This window comes from Streptomyces sp. NPDC090108 (assembly GCF_044747185.1).
GTDB lineage: Bacteria > Actinomycetota > Actinomycetes > Streptomycetales > Streptomycetaceae > Streptomyces.
The window spans coordinates 349815-365567 of the sequence record NZ_JBIVDQ010000001.1 but is presented as its reverse complement, the minus strand read 5'-3'; the positions used below and the strand labels follow the sequence as shown (position 1 = coordinate 365567).

12 protein-coding genes are annotated in these 15753 nt (G+C 71.5%); 5 read left to right on the top strand and 7 right to left on the bottom strand.

Annotated features, from left to right (window positions below; translation table 11 throughout):
- Positions 1 to 116 precede the first annotated feature (116 nt).
- Positions 117 to 719, top strand: coding sequence for a DUF6114 domain-containing protein (locus ACIPRD_RS01530; RefSeq protein ID WP_401559010.1), 603 nt, complete (start codon positions 117 to 119; stop codon positions 717 to 719).
- Entirely contained in the window at positions 709 to 2082 is a 1374-nt protein-coding gene (locus ACIPRD_RS01525) for a hypothetical protein (RefSeq protein ID WP_401559007.1), read from the top strand. Before ACIPRD_RS01530 ends, ACIPRD_RS01525 begins: the two co-directional genes overlap by 11 nt.
- A gap of 105 nt (positions 2083 to 2187) precedes the next feature.
- On the opposite strand, the gene pyk is transcribed toward ACIPRD_RS01525, so the two are convergent.
- The 3 genes from pyk to pta form a co-directional block, all read right to left on the bottom strand.
- On the bottom strand, positions 2188 to 3618 hold the full coding sequence (gene pyk, locus ACIPRD_RS01520; protein WP_356411700.1) for a pyruvate kinase: 1431 nt from the start codon (positions 3616 to 3618) through the stop codon (positions 2188 to 2190).
- A gap of 100 nt (positions 3619 to 3718) precedes the next feature.
- Complete coding sequence (locus tag ACIPRD_RS01515) at positions 3719 to 4948, bottom strand: acetate kinase (RefSeq protein ID WP_356411702.1); 1230 nt, start codon at positions 4946 to 4948, stop codon at positions 3719 to 3721.
- On the bottom strand, positions 4945 to 7053 hold the full coding sequence (pta, locus tag ACIPRD_RS01510; protein ID WP_356411705.1) for a phosphate acetyltransferase: 2109 nt from the start codon (positions 7051 to 7053) through the stop codon (positions 4945 to 4947). Before pta ends, ACIPRD_RS01515 begins: the two co-directional genes overlap by 4 nt.
- A 282-nt stretch (positions 7054 to 7335) precedes the next feature.
- Between pta and ACIPRD_RS01505 the strand changes: the two genes are divergently transcribed.
- A complete protein-coding gene (locus tag ACIPRD_RS01505; RefSeq protein ID WP_356411708.1) occupies positions 7336 to 8361 on the top strand; it encodes an ATP-dependent 6-phosphofructokinase in 1026 nt (341 codons plus the stop codon).
- A 378-nt stretch (positions 8362 to 8739) separates the two neighbouring features.
- On the top strand, positions 8740 to 10863 hold the full coding sequence (locus tag ACIPRD_RS01500) for an ATP-binding protein (protein WP_401559003.1): 2124 nt from the start codon (positions 8740 to 8742) through the stop codon (positions 10861 to 10863).
- An 87-nt stretch (positions 10864 to 10950) separates the two neighbouring features.
- On the opposite strand, the gene ACIPRD_RS01495 is transcribed toward ACIPRD_RS01500, so the two are convergent.
- Positions 10951 to 11820, bottom strand: coding sequence for a 5'-methylthioadenosine/S-adenosylhomocysteine nucleosidase (locus ACIPRD_RS01495; RefSeq protein ID WP_401559000.1), 870 nt, complete (start codon positions 11818 to 11820; stop codon positions 10951 to 10953).
- A 64-nt stretch (positions 11821 to 11884) separates the two neighbouring features.
- Between ACIPRD_RS01495 and ACIPRD_RS01490 the strand changes: the two genes are divergently transcribed.
- Complete coding sequence (locus ACIPRD_RS01490) at positions 11885 to 12445, top strand: hypothetical protein (RefSeq protein WP_401558997.1); 561 nt, start codon at positions 11885 to 11887, stop codon at positions 12443 to 12445.
- Positions 12446 to 12505: 60 nt separating this feature from the next.
- Here the strand turns inward: ACIPRD_RS01490 and ACIPRD_RS01485 are convergent, their stop codons facing one another.
- Genes ACIPRD_RS01485 through ACIPRD_RS01475 form a run of 3 tightly spaced genes read right to left on the bottom strand, consistent with a single transcriptional unit; the run spans position 12506 to position 15647 of the window.
- On the bottom strand, positions 12506 to 13333 hold the full coding sequence (locus tag ACIPRD_RS01485; RefSeq protein WP_356411742.1) for a carbohydrate ABC transporter permease: 828 nt from the start codon (positions 13331 to 13333) through the stop codon (positions 12506 to 12508).
- Positions 13334 to 13338: 5 nt separating this feature from the next.
- Positions 13339 to 14235 (bottom strand): sugar ABC transporter permease, encoded by an 897-nt coding sequence (locus ACIPRD_RS01480; RefSeq protein WP_356411745.1) that lies wholly within the window; start codon positions 14233 to 14235, stop codon positions 13339 to 13341.
- 38 nt (positions 14236 to 14273) lie between these two features.
- The gene (locus tag ACIPRD_RS01475; protein ID WP_401558994.1) at positions 14274 to 15647 is read right to left on the bottom strand and encodes an extracellular solute-binding protein; all 1374 of its coding nucleotides are present in this window, start codon (positions 15645 to 15647) and stop codon (positions 14274 to 14276) included.
- Positions 15648 to 15753 lie beyond the last annotated feature (106 nt).

Here is a 15753-nt window from a genome sequence, read left to right as displayed (position 1 = left end):
CACTCGCTGACGGGCGGGGGAGCCGATGGCGCCCCCGCCCGTCCCCTCTCCGGCCGCGTGTTCACGCGCGGCACACATCACCACCACAGCAACGCCGCACCAGGGAGCTGTTTTCCATGAGCGCCGAGACCCCTGCAGCCGAATCCGGCCAGTTCCATCTCCGGAGGCAGCAGTTCCGCGCGTGGCGGGGCGACCGTCCTTTCTGGGCCGGTCTGTACGTCCTGCTCAGCGGCCTTCCGATCATGTACTTCCCGTACTTCCACCTCCAGCTCGGCCATCTGACGCTGGCGATGGCGACCACGGCGGGTGCCGGTTCCCTGATCATCGGCGTGCTGCTCATCGTCCTGGGCATCAGCCTCTGGTTCCAGAAGCACGTACGGACGTTCGCGGGTGTCGCGGCGATCCTGCTGGCGCTGGTGTCCCTCCCCGTGTCCAACTTCGGCGGCTTCATCGTGGGCTTCCTGCTCGCCCTCGTGGGCGGAGCGATGGCCGTGTCCTGGGCCCCGGGCGGCCCGCAGCAGCCGGCGCCGCAGTTCGCGGCCGCACCGGTGGCGGGCGTCCCGGCCGAGGCCGCTGCCGCCCCCGGGCCCGTCCCGCTGTCCAAGCAGGACGCGGCGGCCGAGGGCATCCCGGCCCAGGGCTCCGAGGCGCAGGGGGAGAACGACCTGTCAGGAATGAACCCGGCCAACGGGGCGAACGGGAGGCACAGTGCCGGCTGACGAGGTGACCCACTGGACCGATGTGGACGGGTCCAGTGGGAGAACCGGGGCCCGCCACGCGGCTCCCAAGAAGCCGCTGTTCACCAGGTTCCACATGCCGGCCGGCAAGGCGATAGCCACCGTGGCGATGCCCACGGCCGTGCTGATGGGCATGGGCTTCACGTCGACGCTCGCTCTCGCCGCGGGCGGCGGTACGGGCACGTCGAACAGCCAGAAGGCGGCGGAGTACAAGGACTGCGTCGACGCGCTGGACGGCAAGGACACCCCCTCGGCCTCGCCCTCCGCCGGCGAGTCCACCCCGCCCGCCACGCCCGACCCCTCGGCGTCCGGCGACGGCAAGGGCGACACCGGCGCGGGCGACGGCGGCACGGGCGCGACCTCATCGCCGGATTCAGGTTCCGACGGCAAGGGCGAGCCCGCTCCGGCGGGGTCCTCGGGCCCCACCGGCTCCAAGGACACCGGTGCCGGCTCCGGTACGGCGACGCAGGCCCCCACGGTCCCGGCCCCGTCGACGTCCGCGCCGGCGAGCAAGGACGGCGGCCTGCTCGACACCATCGGCACCACCCTCGGTGACGTGCTCGGCGGCGGCAAGGACTCCGGCGCGTCCGAGAGCCCGGCACCGGCCGCGTCCCAGCCGGCCCCGGGCCCGTCGTCCGCGCCCGCCGCGGCGGGCACGCCGTCCACGGCGAAGGACGCGGGCGGCACGGCCGGCAAGACCGTGAAGGACACCGCCGACACGGTCGGCAGGACGGTCAAGGACGTCACGGACACCGTCGGCAAGACGGTGAAGGACACCGCCGACACGGTCGGCAAGACCGCCGAGGACGCCGCCGACACGGCAGGCCAGGCCACGCCCGACCCGTCCGCCAGCGCCACCCCGTCCGCCGACGACTGCCCGGCCGCCACCGACGACGTCAGCGGCGTCGACAACAAGGTGCCCGTGGCGGACGACCCCTGGCACCTGGACGCCAGCTCGCTGCTGCTGAAGGGCGCCGACTACAAGGGCGTCGTCGAGGTGAAGACGGCGAGCGGTACCACCAAGAAGGTGCTGAAGTACGTCATCTCCGGCGGCACCGACATCGGTGACCTGCACCAGACGGTGAACGACAAGCTCTCGGGCAAGACCTACCACGTGCAGGCCGCCTCGGGCTCGATGTCCACCATCACCGGCGGCGACACCGTGATGTACACCGAGAGCATCTCGGGCAACCTGTTCGGGCTCGTCCCGATCACGTTCAGCCCGGACAGCCCGCCCCCGCTGAACATCCCGCTGATCTACTTCACCAACGCCAAGGTGACGCAGGCGGCGCAGTTCGGCGGCAACCTGCACGTGCCCGGCATGCACGTCTACACCACCGGCTGACAGCCCCACAGGCCGCTCCGGGAGCCGCACAGAACCGTGGCCCGGTCCTCCGTTCGACGGAGGACCGGGCCACGGTCATGCTGCGGAAGGCCGGACGGGCGACCGTCAGTCGACGTCCCCGCCGCCCAGGTGGTGCACCCGGACCATGTTGGTGGTGCCGGGGACGCCGGGGGGCGAGCCGGCGGTGATGACCACGGTGTCACCGGCGTTGAAGCGGTTCAGCTTCGCCAGCTCCTGGTCCACCATGTCGACCATCTCGTCGGTGCTGTTGACGAACGGCACCACGTGCGACTCCACGCCCCAGCTGAGGGTCAGCTGGTTGCGGGTGCCCTCGTCGGTGGTGAAGGCCAGGATCGGCTGGGCGGCGCGGTAGCGGCTCAGACGGCGGGCGGTGTCACCGGACTTGGTGAAGGCGATCAGGCCCTTGCCGCCGAGGAAGTCGGCGATCTCGCAGGCGGCGCGGGCGACCGAACCACCCTGCGTGCGCGGCTTCTTGCCGGGGACCAGGGGCTGCAGGCCCTTGGACAGCAGCTCCTCCTCGGCCGCCTTGACGATCTTCGACATCGTCTTGACGGTCTCGATCGGGTAGGCGCCCACGCTGGACTCGGCGGACAGCATGACCGCGTCGGCCCCGTCCAGGATCGCGTTGGCCACGTCGGAGGCCTCGGCGCGGGTCGGGCGCGAGTTGGTGATCATCGACTCCATCATCTGGGTCGCCACGATCACCGGCTTGGCGTTGCGGCGGCACAGCTCGATGAGGCGCTTCTGCACCATCGGGACCTTCTCGAGCGGGTACTCGACGGCCAGGTCGCCGCGGGCCACCATGACGGCGTCGAACGCCGCGACGACGTCCGCCATGTTCTCCACCGCCTGCGGCTTCTCCACCTTGGCGATGACGGGGACGCGGCGGCCCTCCTCGTCCATGACCTTGTGGACGTCCTGGACGTCCTTGGCGTCGCGGACGAAGGACAGGGCGACCATGTCGCAGCCCATGCGCAGCGCGAAACGGAGGTCCTCGACGTCCTTCTCGCTCAGCGCGGGCACGTTGACGGCCGCGCCGGGCAGGTTGATGCCCTTGTGGTCGGAGACGACACCGCCCTCGATGACGATCGTCCGCACCCGCGGGCCCTCGACGTCCGTGACCTTCAGCTCGACGTTGCCGTCGTTGATGAGGATCTGGTCGCCGCGCGAGACGTCGCCCGGCAGGCCCTTGTACGTGGTGCCGCAGATGTGCTTGTCACCCGGCACGTCCTCGGTCGTGATGACGAACTCGTCACCCCGCTCCAGCTCGACCGGGCCCTCGGCGAAGGTCTCCAGGCGGATCTTCGGGCCCTGGAGGTCGGCGAGTACACCGATGGCCTTGCCGGTCTCCTTGGACGCGGCACGGACGCGGTCGTACCGCGCCTGGTGCTCGGCGTGGGAGCCATGGCTGAAGTTGAAGCGGGCCACGTTCATGCCCGCCTCGATCATGTCGACGAGCTTCTCATGGGTGTCGACCGCGGGGCCGAGAGTACAGACGATTTTCGAACGGCGCATGAGTGCGATCCTATCGTTTTGTTTCGCTGCGGAATATTCCGGCCGGCGGAAGATACAAATGGGCGGACATGCGCTCAGGCGTGTTACTGCGGTGTATTGCTCAGCTCTTCTTTCCTACCAGCGCGTACGTCTGCGTGGCGATCTCCAGTTCCTCGTCGGTCGGCACCACCGCGACCGCCACCCGCGCCGACCCGGGCGAGATCAGCCTCGGTCCATCGCCGCGTACGGCGTTCAGCGCGCCGTCGACCGCCAGGCCCAGCCCTTCCAGACCCGCGACGGCCGCCTCGCGCACCGGCGCCGCGTTCTCGCCGACCCCGGCCGTGAACGCCACCGCGTCCACGCGGCCGAGCACGGCGTAATAGGCGCCGATGTACTTCTTCAGCCGGTGAATGTAAATGTCGAAGGCCAGCGCGGCCTCTTCGTCGCCCTCGTCGATCCGGCGGCGGATCTCGCGCATGTCATTGTCCCCGCACAGCCCGAACAGACCGCTCCTCTTGTTGAGAAGAGTGTCGATCTCGTCCATGGACATTCCGCCTACGCGCGCCAAATGGAAGATGACGGCCGGATCCAGATCACCCGACCGGGTGCCCATGACCAGCCCCTCCAGCGGCGTCAGCCCCATGGAGGTGTCCACGCACCGGCCCTTCTCCACCGCCGACGCCGAGGCGCCGTTGCCCAGGTGCAGCACGATGACGTTGACCTCGGAGGGGTCCTTGCCGAGCAGTCGCGCGGTCTCCCGGGCCACATAGGCGTGCGAGGTGCCGTGGAAGCCGTAGCGGCGGATCCGGTGCCGGTCGGCGATCTTCGGGTCGATCGCGTAACGCGCCGCCGACTCCGGCATCGTGGTGTGGAACGCGGTGTCGAAGACCGCGACCTGGGGCAGGTCCGGGCGCAGCGCCTGCGCGGTGCGGATGCCGGTCAGGTTGGCCGGGTTGTGCAGCGGCGCGACCGGGATCAGCCGCTCGATCTCGGTGAGCACGGACTCGTCGACGACCGTCGGCTCGGTGAAGAACATGCCGCCGTGCACCACGCGGTGCCCGATCGCGGCCAGTTCGGGCGAGTCCAGACCGAGGCCGTCCCGGCCCAGCTCCTCGGCGACCGCCTTCAGGGCCGCGTCGTGGCCGGCGATCGGGCCGGTCTGCTCCCGGGTCTCGCCGGTCACCAGGCAGGTGTGCTTCAGCCGCGAGGTCTGCTCGCCGATGCGCTCGACCAGGCCCACCGCGAGACGGCTGCTGTCGCGCATGTCCAGGAGCTGGTACTTCACCGACGAGGAGCCGGAGTTGAGGACGAGGACCCGCGTGGGGGCGGTGGGGTTCGTGGGGGTGCTCACTGCGCTGACGCCTTCTCGCTCGGGTGCTGGGCCTGGATCGCCGTGATGGCGACGGTGGTGACGATGTCCTGGACGAGCGCGCCCCGGGACAGGTCGTTGACCGGCTTGCGCAGACCCTGCAGGACCGGGCCGACGGCGATCGCGCCGGCCGAACGCTGCACGGCCTTGTAGGTGTTGTTGCCGGTGTTGAGGTCGGGGAAGATCAGCACGCTGGCCTGCCCGGCGACCTCCGAGCCGGGCAGCTTGGTCGCGGCCACGGACGGCTCCACGGCGGCGTCGTACTGGATCGGGCCCTCGGTCTTCAGGTCGGGGCGCCGCTCGCGCACCAGCTCGGTCGCCGTGCGCACCTTGTCCACGTCGGCGCCCGAACCGGAGGTGCCGGTGGAGTACGACAGCATCGCGATCCTCGGCTCCACACCGAACTGCGCGGCCGTGGCCGCCGACTGGACGGCGATGTCCGCGAGCTGCTCGGCGTCCGGGTCCGGGTTGACCGCGCAGTCGCCGTACACCAGCACCTTGTCGGCCAGGCACATGAAGAAGACCGACGACACGATCGAGGCTCCCCCGGAGGAGGGATCCCCAGGCCTGGTCTTGATGATCTCGAAGGCGGGCCGGATGGTCGCGGCCGTGGAGTGCACCGAGCCCGACACCATGCCGTCGGCCAGGCCCTCCTGGACCATCAGCGTGCCGAAGTAGTTCACGTCGGAGACGACGTCGTAGGCCAGTTCCACCGTGACGCCCTTGTGGGCGCGCAGCGCGGCGTACTTCTCGGCGAAGGAGTCGCGCAGCTCCGAGGTCGCCGGATCGATGAGCTGACTGTCACCGAGGTCGATGCCCAGGTCGGCGGCCTTCTTGCGGATCAGGTCGAGCGGGCCGAGCAGCGTCAGGTCGCACACGCCGCGGCGCAGCAGCACCTCGGCGGCGCGCAGCACCCGCTCCTCGGTGCCCTCCGGCAGCACGACCCGGCGCTTGTCGGCGCGGGCCCGTTCCAGCAGCTTGTGCTCGAACATCATCGGGGTGACCCGGTCGCCGCTGGAGGCGCTCACGCGGTCGGCCAGCCCGGCGGTGTCGACGTAGGTCTCGAACAGGCCGAGCGCGGTCTCCGCCTTGCGGGGCGTGGCCGCCGTCATCTTCCCCTCCAGGGAGAAGAGCTGCTCGGCGGTGGGGAAGCTGTTGCCGGAGACCGACAGCACGGGGGTGCCGGGGGCGAGGCGGGCGGCCAGCGTGAGGATCTCCTCGCGCGGGACCTCGTTCAGGGTCAGCAGCACGCCGGCGATCGGCGGGGTGCCCGCACTGTGCGCGGCCAGCGAGCCGACGACCAGGTCGGCCCGGTCGCCCGGCGTCACGACCAGGCAGCCCGGGGTCAGGGCGGCCAGGAAGTTCGGCAGCATCGCACCGCCGAAGACGAAGTCCAGCGCGTCCCGGGCGAGCCCGGACTCGTCGCCGAGCAGCACCCGGGCGTCGAGGTGCCGGGCGATCTGCGCGACCGTCGGCGCGGACAGCGCGGGCTCGTCCGGCAGCACGTAGCAGGGCTCCGGCAGCCGGCCGGCCAGCCGTACGGCGATCTCCTCGCGGTCCTCGCGGGCCACCCGGTTGGCCACCATCGCCAGCACGTCGCAGCCCAGCGCCTCGTACGCGCGGTAGGCGTTGCGGGTCTCGGCGAGCACGGACTCGGCCGACTGCCCCCGGCCGCCGACGACCGGGACGACGGACGCGCCGAACTCGTTGGCCAGCCGCGCGTTCAGCGCCAGCTCGTCCGGCAGCTGGGTGTCGGCGAAGTCGGTGCCGAGGACCAGGACGACGTCGTAGTCGCGGGCGACCCGGTGGAAGCGGTCCACCAGCGTGGAGACCAGTTCGTCGGTGCCCCGCTCGGCCTGGAGCGCGGACGCCTCGTGGTAGTCCATGCCGTAGACCGTGTCGGGGTTCTGGGACAGCCGGTAGCGCGCCCTCAGCAGTTCGAACATGCGGTCGGGCCGGTCGTGGAACAGGGGACGGAAGACGCCGACCCGGTCGACCTGCCGGGTCAGCAGTTCCATGATCCCCAGCTCGACGACCTGGCGGCCGTCGCCGCGGTCGATGCCGGTCACGTACACGCTGCGCGTCACGCGTGCTCTCCGATCGTTGTCATCGCTGTCGGTCGTCGCCGGTGCGTCACCGCACAAAAATCGCCCACCGGGGTGAGCGGACCTTCTTGACAATACCTCCGGCGGCAGATAAGGCGCCCGTCAAGCCCGGCACGGCCCCACCAGCGGGTGAACACCCCTGGCCACCGCCCTCCGGACCCGCTCGCGGGGTCGCGCGCGGGTGACCGTTCGTCGTGCCTCGGGGGAGCGTGATTGAATCGAAAGGGCTCACCGGTACCGACAGCGAGCAGGAGACACAGCACGATGCGCATCGGAGTTCTCACCGCAGGCGGCGACTGCCCCGGCCTGAACGCAGTGATCCGGTCGGTCGTGCACCGCGCGGTGGCCCAGTACGGCGACGAGGTCATCGGCTTCGAGGACGGCTACCGGGGTCTGCTCGACCGCCACTACCGCACCCTCGACCTGGACGACGTCAGCGGCATCCTGGCCAGCGGCGGCACCATCCTCGGCTCCTCCCGGCTGGAGCGCGACCGGCTGCGCGAGGCCTGCGAGCGGGCCACCGACATGGCCGAGGAGTTCGGCATCGACGCCCTCATCCCGATCGGCGGCGAGGGCACGCTCACGGCGGCCCGCATGCTCGCCGACGCGGGCCTGCCGGTCGTCGGCGTCCCCAAGACCATCGACAACGACATCTCCGGCACCGACCGCACCTTCGGCTTCGACACCGCCGTCGGCGTGGCCACCGAGGCCATGGACCGCCTGAAGACCACGGCCGAGTCCCACCAGCGGGTGATGGTCGTCGAGGTCATGGGCCGGCACGCCGGCTGGATCGCCCTGGAGTCCGGCATGGCCGCCGGTGCCCACGGCATCTGCCTGCCCGAGCGCGCCTTCGACCCCGCCGACCTGGTCAAGATGGTCGAGGAGCGGTTCGCGCGCGGCAAGAAGTTCGCCGTCATCTGCGTCGCCGAGGGCGCCCACCCCGCCGAGGGCACGATGGACTACAGCAAGGGCGCCATCGACCAGTACGGCCACGAGCGCTTCCAGGGCATCGGCACCGCGCTGGCCTACGACCTCGAGCGCCGCCTCGGCAAGGAGGCCAAGCCGGTCATCCTCGGCCACGTCCAGCGCGGTGGCGTGCCCACCGCCTACGACCGCGTCCTCGCCACCCGCTTCGGCTGGCACGCGGTGGAGGCGGCGCACCGGGGCGAGTTCGGCAAGATGACGGCTCTGCGCGGCACCGAGATCGAGATGGTGCCGCTGGCCGAGGCCGTCACCGAGCTGAAGACCGTCCCGGCGTACCGCATGGAGGAGGCGGAGTCGGTCTTCTGACCGTCCCGCCCGCACGTACGCCCGCCCCGACCGGGGGCCTGCTCCCTGGTGCGGGGCGGTCGCGCGTGCGGGTCGCTTCAGAGCAGGTGGTCGGCCTTTCCGGCGGCGGGCGGAGCTGCGAGTGCCGGCCTGCGTGGTGCGGGTGTGCGCGGGGGAGTGGGGGTTCGGGGACGCGCGGGAACCGGGGGGAGGGACGCGCATGTGGGCGGTGCTGCCGCAGGCGGGCGCCCAGGGGTACGCGGGGGCGCGGACACAGGAGGTGCGCTTCTCGGGGTGACGGCAGGTGGTGCTGTGCGTCACGGCGAACCGCGTGCCGGATGCCGGTGGGCGGCGTACGGTTGACGTCCGGGAGCGGGGACGGCGTACGGGGGCGGCGCGATGACCACGGGGTACGGCGGCGATCACATCGACTTCCGGGGCGGGACCTTCCACGCCCCCGTCACCGGCAAGGTCGTGCACCAGCACGGTCCCGCACCCACCGCCCTGAACTCCCTCCCGCCGCGCCCCGTCGAATTCACCGGCCGGACCGGGGAACTGGCCGCGCTGCTCGACGCGTTGAGGTCGGCCGCGCCCGGCGGCGCACCCCGCCCCGAGGCGGTCCTCGTCGCCGCCGTCTCCGGGCTCGGCGGGATCGGCAAGACGGCGCTCGCGGTGCGGGCCGCGTGCGAGGCGTGCGAGAAGGGCTGGTTCCCCGGCGGCACCCTCTTCATCGACCTGCACGGCTACAACGACGACCCAGTCACCGCCGGCCAGGCCCTGGACGCCTTCCTGCGCGCGCTCGGTGTGGCCCCGGAGCACATCCCGTCCGGCACGGACCAGCGCGCCGCGCTGTACCGGTCCTGTCTCGACGCCCGGGCCGAGGCCCGGGGGCCGGTTCTCGTGGTCGCCGACAACGCCTCCTCGCCCGCCCAGGTCCGGCCCCTCCTCCCCGGGGGGACCGGACACCGTCTGCTGGTCACCTCGCGCGACCGTCTCCCCCAACTGGGTGCCCGCCTGATCCCGTTGGGTGAGCTGCCACCGCAGGACGCGTACGACCTCCTCGACCGCGCGCTGACGGTCGCCGACCCCGGCGACACCCGCGCGGCCGGTGAACCGGAGGCGGCCAAGCGGCTCGCGGCCCTGTGCGGACACCTCCCGCTGGCCCTCCAGATCGTGGCGGCGCTCCTGGTCATGGACCGTGGCAAGCCCCTTGAGGAACTCGCCGCCGAACTCACGCGCTCCCATTCCCTCCTCGACGAGCTGGACGACGGTGAGCGCAGCGTCCGGGCTGCCTTCGACCTCTCCTACCGCCGTCTGGCGCCCGAACAGGCCCGCCTGCTGCGCCTGGTCGCCCTCGCCCCGGGACCCGGCATCGGCGGCGAAGCCGTCGCCGCGGTCGCCGGCACGAGCACCCCGCCCCTGCGCATGCTGGACGCGCTGGCCAGGGCGCATCTCGTGGAGCGGGGGAGCGGGCGCGACCGGTGGCGGATGCACGACCTGGTGCGGGCGTTCGGGGCGAGCGTGGTGGACGGGGATGCCGGGCTGCGGGAGGAAGGGGACGACGCACGGGAACGGCTGCTTGCGTACTACCTGCGCTTCACCACGGACGCGCATGCCCGGCTGAGCTGGCTGCCGGGGGCGCCGGAGCCGGAGTGTTTCGCGGACCGGGCAGGCGCCTTGGCGTGGCTCGACGGTGAACGGCCCGGTCTGGTGGCCGCGGTCGGGTGGGGGGAGCGGGACCGGTTCGCGAGCGCCGCGGTGTCGCTGGCCGAGCGTCTGGCGGCGTATCTGGACTGGCGGCGGTTCTTCGACGACTGGCTGGTGGTGGGGTGGGCCGCGTGCAGGGCCGCGGACCGTCTCGGGTCCCCGGTCGTCGAGGGCGCCGCGTGGGGCAATTTCGGCGTCGCCCTGCGGCAGACGGGAATGGTTCAGGAGGCGATCGACGCCCATCACCTTTCCCGTGAACTCTTCGTGGAGGCGGGGGACCGGGAGCGGGAGAGCATGGCGTGGGGCGGCCTGGGCCTCGCCCTGCAGGCCGCGGGCCGGGTCGAGGAGGCCATCGAGGCCCACACCCGAGCCTGCGACCTGCACCGGCAGGCCGGCGACCGCCGCCAGGAAGCCATGGCGTGGAACAACCTGGGCGTCACCCTGCAGGACGCGGGCCGGGTGGAGGAGGCCATCGAGGCCCACACCCGGGCCTGCGACCTGTACCGGCAGGTGGGGGACCGCCACCTGGAGGCCACGGCGTGGGGCAATCTCGGCACTGCTCTGCAGTCGACCGGACGGCTGGAGGAGCAGATCCAGGCATTCGCCCGGGCGCTCGAGGTCTTCCGGGAGTTCGAGGACTGGTACCGGTCGGGCGCCGCCCTGTACAACATGGGCGGGGCCTACGAGGCGGCCGGGCGCCCGGCCCAGGCCCACACCTGCTGGCTCCTGGCCGGCGACCTCTTCGCCCGGGCCGGCGCCACCGCCGAAGCCGCCAACGCCCGCGGCCTGGCAGCCGCCATCGGCCCGGACGACTGACCGGCTGCACCCCTACCGGCCGCCATCGGGACCGGACGACCGGCCTGCCGTGCCCCTACGGCCCCTATCGGCCCGGACGCCTGACCCCTAGGGCCGCTCCCCTTCCGACTTCCCGGTCACCGGGCCGAGGAAGACGCCGTCCCGGAAGTCGACGTGGTCCCCCGCGTACGCGGAGCCCGTCCCCGCGCCCCGCCGGCCGTCCGCCCCGGTGTCGCCCGGGGTGCCGCTCGCGCCGCGCACCTGGTGTCTGCGCAGGACCCCCATCGCCACGGCCGCCGCCCGCCGGGCCGCGCGTTCCTGGGAGCCCGAGGCGTCGGCCGCGCTCTTGGCCGTGTCGGCGAGATCGCTGATCCCCCGGATCACGAGCGCGTCGACCTGCCCGCCGAGATGCGCCGCGTGAGCCGCGCCCGACCCCTCCGTCTCGATGGCCGCCGCGTCGTTGTAGTGCGCGCGCAGATGCCGGGCGATCCCGGACCTGGCGTCGGCGAGGACGACGTCCCCCGCGGCGATCGGCTTGAAGTGGGCGCGGATCTCCGGCATGTCCCGTACCGCGGACCGTGCCGCCTGCACCAGCGCGTGCGAGCCCGGCCAGGCCTCGGGGCGCACCAGGAAGCCGTCGGGTGTCCGCTTGCCGCCCTGGACGGCGTACACCCGCGTGCCGATGACGACGTCCCCGATCCCGATGTCCTGCTTCAGGCTGCCCGCGACGCCGACGAAGAGCACCGCCCCGGGCCGCAGCCAGGACACGATCTGTGTGGTCAGCGCGGCGGCGTGCACCGCGCCCTCGCCCAGTTCGGCGAGCGCGACCGACCAGTCCGTCCCGTCGAGCCGGCCGCGCTCGACGCGGGTTCCGCCGGGGTGGACCAGTTCCTCCCGGTCCGTGATGTGCGCGCGTACGGCCGCGTACTCCAGCGCGAGGGCGGTGAGGATCACGACGGTGGATTTCGTCTCTCGCACACCTTTAAGGTACTGCCAAGTCGTCGGTTCGCGACCGGTGTTGACGTGGGGGAGAGGAGCCGCGATGGACGGGCGGGACGAGGCCGGGCTCGGGAAGCTGCTGCTGGCCGAGTACCAGAGCGTCAAGGACGAGCAGAAGGCCAGGATCGGCTTCCGGGACAACCTGCTCTATGTGACGCTCGGTGTCGTCGCGGCCGTCGTCGCCGCGGCCGCGCAGGCGAAGCAGACGTCGATGCTGCTCGCGCTGCCTCCCGTCTGTGTCGTGCTCGGATGGACCTATCTGGTCAACGACGTGAAGATCTCCACCGTCGGCCGTTATGTGCGCGAGGAGCTGACGCCCCGGCTCGCCGGGATAAGCGGCGTGGACGAGGCGGAGGTGTTCCGGTGGGAGCACTTCCACCGCACCGATCCCCGGCGTTGGTCCCGCAAGGCCGTGCAGTGCGTGATCGATCTGCTGGCCTTCTGCGTCGTACCGCTGGCGGCGCTGACCGTGTACTGGGCCGGTGGCCAGGTCTCCGCCGGGCTGCTGGTCCTCTCGGTGGCCGAGGCCGTCGTGGTGGCGGCGCTCGGGTGGTTCGTCGTCGCGTACGCGGTGCCGTTCGGACCCGGGACCACCGCGCCGTGAGGGGACTTTCGGGCCCGCCGGGGGCGAGAACCCCGGACCTCGCCCGGCGGCCGGGTCCGCTCACCCCTTGACCGCGCCGCCCAGCGCGAACCCGCCCCCCAGTTTCCGCGCGACCAGCACGTACAGCAGGATCACCGGCGTCGAGTAGATGACGGAGAACGCGGCGAGCTGCCCGTACGCCACCATGCCCCGGTTGCCGAAGAAGTCGTTGATGCTGACCGAGGCGGGCATCTGGTCCGGGGAGAGCAGCAGCATGAAGGGGACGAAGAAGTTGCCCCACATCAGCACGAACGAGAAGACGGTGACGACGGCGACCCCCGGACCCATCAGGGGCAGCACGATCCGGACGAGGGACTGCAGCGAGGAGGCCCCGTCCGTCCAGGCCGCCTCCTCCAGTTCTCTGGGCACGCCGTCCATGAAGTTCTTCATCAGCCAGATGGCGAAGGGCAGTTGCGAGGCCGCGAAGAACAGGATCGTGCCCTGGAGCGTGTCGATCAGGTCCACCCGCACGAACAGCGCGTACACCGGCACCATGATCGCGGTGATCGGCAGGCTCGTCGCGAACAGGATCGCCAGCAGGAACGGCCGGTTGAACCGGGAGCGGAACCGCGAGAGCGGATACGCGGCGAGGGCCGCGCAGACCACGGTCAGCGCGGTGGCGCCCCCGCACAGGATCAGGCTGTTGAGCAGCGGCGTGTAGGTGATGTCCGGGGTCAGGATGGCGTCGAAGTTGCCGAGCGTGAGTCCGTCGGGGACCTTCACCCGCAGATTCGCCCGCGGGTCCACCGCGGACAGCAGCACCCAGACGAGGGGCAGCGCGAACGCCGCGGCGACGGCGAGCAGCGCGGCGTCGGCGGCCAGGCGGCGGGAGGTGCGGCGGCGGGACATGGCGGTCACTGCACCTCCGTCCGCAGCAGGCGCAGATAGACGACGGAGAACAGGGAGCCGACGAGCAGCAGGAGCAGGGCGACGGCGGTGCCGTACCCGATCATGCTGTTCTGGAAGGCCTGTTCGTACATGAACAGCGGCAGCGTCTGGCTCCGGTCGCCCGGCCCGCCTCTGGTCATCACCCAGATCAGCCCGAAGACGGACAGCGTCTGGAGGGTGTTCAGCATGAGGTTGGTGCCGATGGAACGCCGGATCATGGGCAGCGTGATGTGCCACAGCCGCCGCCACCCGCCGGCGCCGTCCACCTCGGCGGCCTCCGTGATCTCGCCCGGTATCCCGTCCAGCGCGGCGGAGTAGACGAGCATCGAGAAGGCGGTGCCCCGCCACACGTTCGCGAACGACACCGCCAGGATCGGCAGCGTGAACAGCCAGTTCTGGCGCGGCAGATGGAGCCAGTCGAGGATCGCGTTCAAGGTGCCCTCGCGCCGGAAGAAGGCGTAGAGCAGGAACCCGGCGACGACCTCGGGCAGCACCCAGGCGGTGACGACGATCCCGCCGGTGAGCGTGCGGACCGGCCGGGAGGCCCGCTTCATGAGACCGGCCAGCGCCAGCCCCAGCGTGTTCTGCCCGAGGAGCGAGGACACCACGGTGAACACCAGTGTCAGCCATACGGCGTTGAGGAACGCGTCGTCGCGGAAGGCCCGGCGGAAATTGGCCAGGCCGACGAACGAGGAGTGCGCCTGGCCGGTCAGCTGGAGGTCGGTGAAGGCGATGGAGACGCAGTAGGCGATCGGGCCGGCGAGGAACAGCAGCAGCAGGACGAGGGCCGGCCCGAGGGGGAGGACCCGGGTGAGCGCGCGGGCGAGGGAGCGGGTGAGGGGCAGCGGACGGGAGCGGTCCAGGGCGCGGGGCAGGGGCCGCGCGCCCTGCGGGGGTGCCGTCACCTCCGGGTGACCTGGCCGTCGGTGACGTCCTTGAGGGTGGCGTCGTAGTCGTCCGCCGCCTTCCCGACGGACGCGTCACCGGTCGTCACGCCCTCCATGGCCTCCTGGATCGCGGTCGACACCTTCGGGTACGCCGGGTAGGCGGGCCGGTAGTGGGTGCTGGCGACCAGGTCGGTGAAGAACTTGATGCCGGGCTGGGCGGTCGCGTACGAGGGGTCGGCCGCGACGTCCTTGCGCACCGAGATGCCGGAGTTGGCGATGTACCACTTCTTGGCGTTGGCCTCGGTCTGCATCGTCCGGATGAAGTCGAAGGCGAGGTCGGGGTTGCCCGCCTTGGCCGGGACGGACCACGTCCAGCCGCCGGACATGCTCACCTTGCCCGGCGCCTGGCCGTGCTGGGTGGGCATCGCGGCGAGACCGAGCTTCTGGGACCACTCGGGCCAGGCGTGGCCGCTGCCCGCGAGCCAGGCCTGCGGGAGCCAGGAGCCGTCCAGGTCGATGCCGAGCTTGCCCTGGGGGAGCAGTTCGCCGTTGACGGCGGTCGCGAAGTTGGGGTCCAGGGCGTCGGAGACGTCGGGGCCCAGCTTCTCCTGGTAGACCGTGCGCACGAAGGAGAGCGCGTCCTTGAAGGGCTGCCCGGCGGTCACCCACTTCTTCGCCGCGCTGTCGTAGAGCGGATCGGCGCCGCCGTCGCCCGTGCCGTACAGCAGCATCTCGAAGCCCTGCATGGTGGCCCGCTCACCGGCCGGCTTGCCGGTGTACACGTTGAGCGGCGTGACGCCCGGCACCTTCTCCTTGATGGTCCGCGCGGCCGCCAGCACGTCGTCCCACGTCTTCGGCTGCCAGTCCGCCGGGAGCCCCGCCTTCCTGAACACCCCCTTGTCGAACCAGAGTCCGCGGGTGTCCGTGCCGTCGGGGACGCCGTACGTCTTGCCGTCCTGCCCCTTCGCCGCGCTCTTCGCGCTGTCGATGAACTGCTGCCAGTCCGGCCACTTGTCCAGATAGGGGTCGAGCGGCTTCAGATACCCGCTGGTGATGTCCGAGTTGATGAGGAAGGTGTCCTCGTAGACCAGGTCCGGCGCGGTCCGCGGCGAGCGGAGCATCTGCTGGAGCTTGGTGTAGTACTCCGAGTCCGGCGCCTTGATCGGCACCAGCTCCACCTTCTTGCCGGGGTACTTCTTCTCGAACTGCCGCTTGATGTCGGCGACATAGGTGTCCATCACCTTGATGGAGTTGTCCATCGACTCCTTGTAGGAGACCTTGATCGTGTCCGGGCTGCTGCCGGAACCCGAGCCGCACGCGGTGAGCGCGGTGGCGGCGAGGGCGGCGGAGAGGAGGGCGGTGAGGGCGGCGGTGGGACGCACGGGCATGACCTCCTGCGGGCGCACATGGGGATGGCGTTGCGTGGAGATGACTGCCGTGCGAACGTAAGAGGAGTGGTCTGGTCAGGTCAATGTGTCTGCAGGGATTGGGAGT